The sequence below is a fragment of the Anaerobutyricum hallii DSM 3353 genome (assembly GCF_000173975.1).
Taxonomy (GTDB): domain Bacteria; phylum Bacillota; class Clostridia; order Lachnospirales; family Lachnospiraceae; genus Anaerobutyricum; species Anaerobutyricum hallii.
Genome location: NZ_ACEP01000126.1, coordinates 1 through 697, shown reverse-complemented (window position 1 = coordinate 697; position 697 = coordinate 1). Strand labels below are relative to the sequence as shown.

Annotated in this window: 1 protein-coding gene; it reads right to left on the bottom strand. The window is 41.8% G+C overall.

Annotation, left to right across the window (positions count from 1 at the left end; translation table 11 throughout):
* Positions 1–697 (bottom strand): RNA-guided endonuclease TnpB family protein (locus tag EUBHAL_RS12230; protein WP_005350314.1); only part of this gene is annotated, 697 nt, incomplete at both ends.

Sequence of the window (697 nt, the reverse complement as noted above, 5' to 3'; positions counted from 1 at the left end):
GCCAGCTTATAGTCTAACATTTCCCTGAACATTCCATATCCATTATCCTGTACGCTTTTTCCGAAATGCAGGCACTGACCCATTGCTTTCATATCGATATCTTCCACTGCAGCCGCATCATAACCGTCTGCAATCTTTCGGCTAAGTTTGTGTAGATGATCTCTTCGCTGATTTCGTATCTTTTCATGACATCTGGCAACTTTCTTTTTCTGCAGTTCATAATTATGACTTCCCCGTACGCATCTTGACAACTTTCGCTGTTCCCTCGCCAGTCTTTTTTCATTTTTTCTAAAAAATCCTGCTTCTTCCGTCTCAACCTTTTCTGAAAACACTGCCATTCCCTGCATTGCATAATCAATCCCAAGTATCTTTGCAGTACTGTAATCCGGTCCAGCAGCTTGGTTTTCACAGCTGTATCCTTCATAAAGCAGGCTTGCAAAGTATTTTCCGGATGATTCCATACTGACTGTCACTGATTTCAGGCGAAGGCCTTCTGCTGGCTCCCTGTGTTTTTTCATGGCGATCCATTTTAATTTAGGAAGCCGGATCCGCTTACTTTCCACCAGGATATTTCCATTAACCACATTCGTTGTATAGCTGTTTTTGGAATGATGTTTTGACTTAAACCTTGGAAATCCAATCTTGGGATCCCGAAAAAAATTCTTATAGGCCTTTTCCAGATGAAGCTGGACATTTG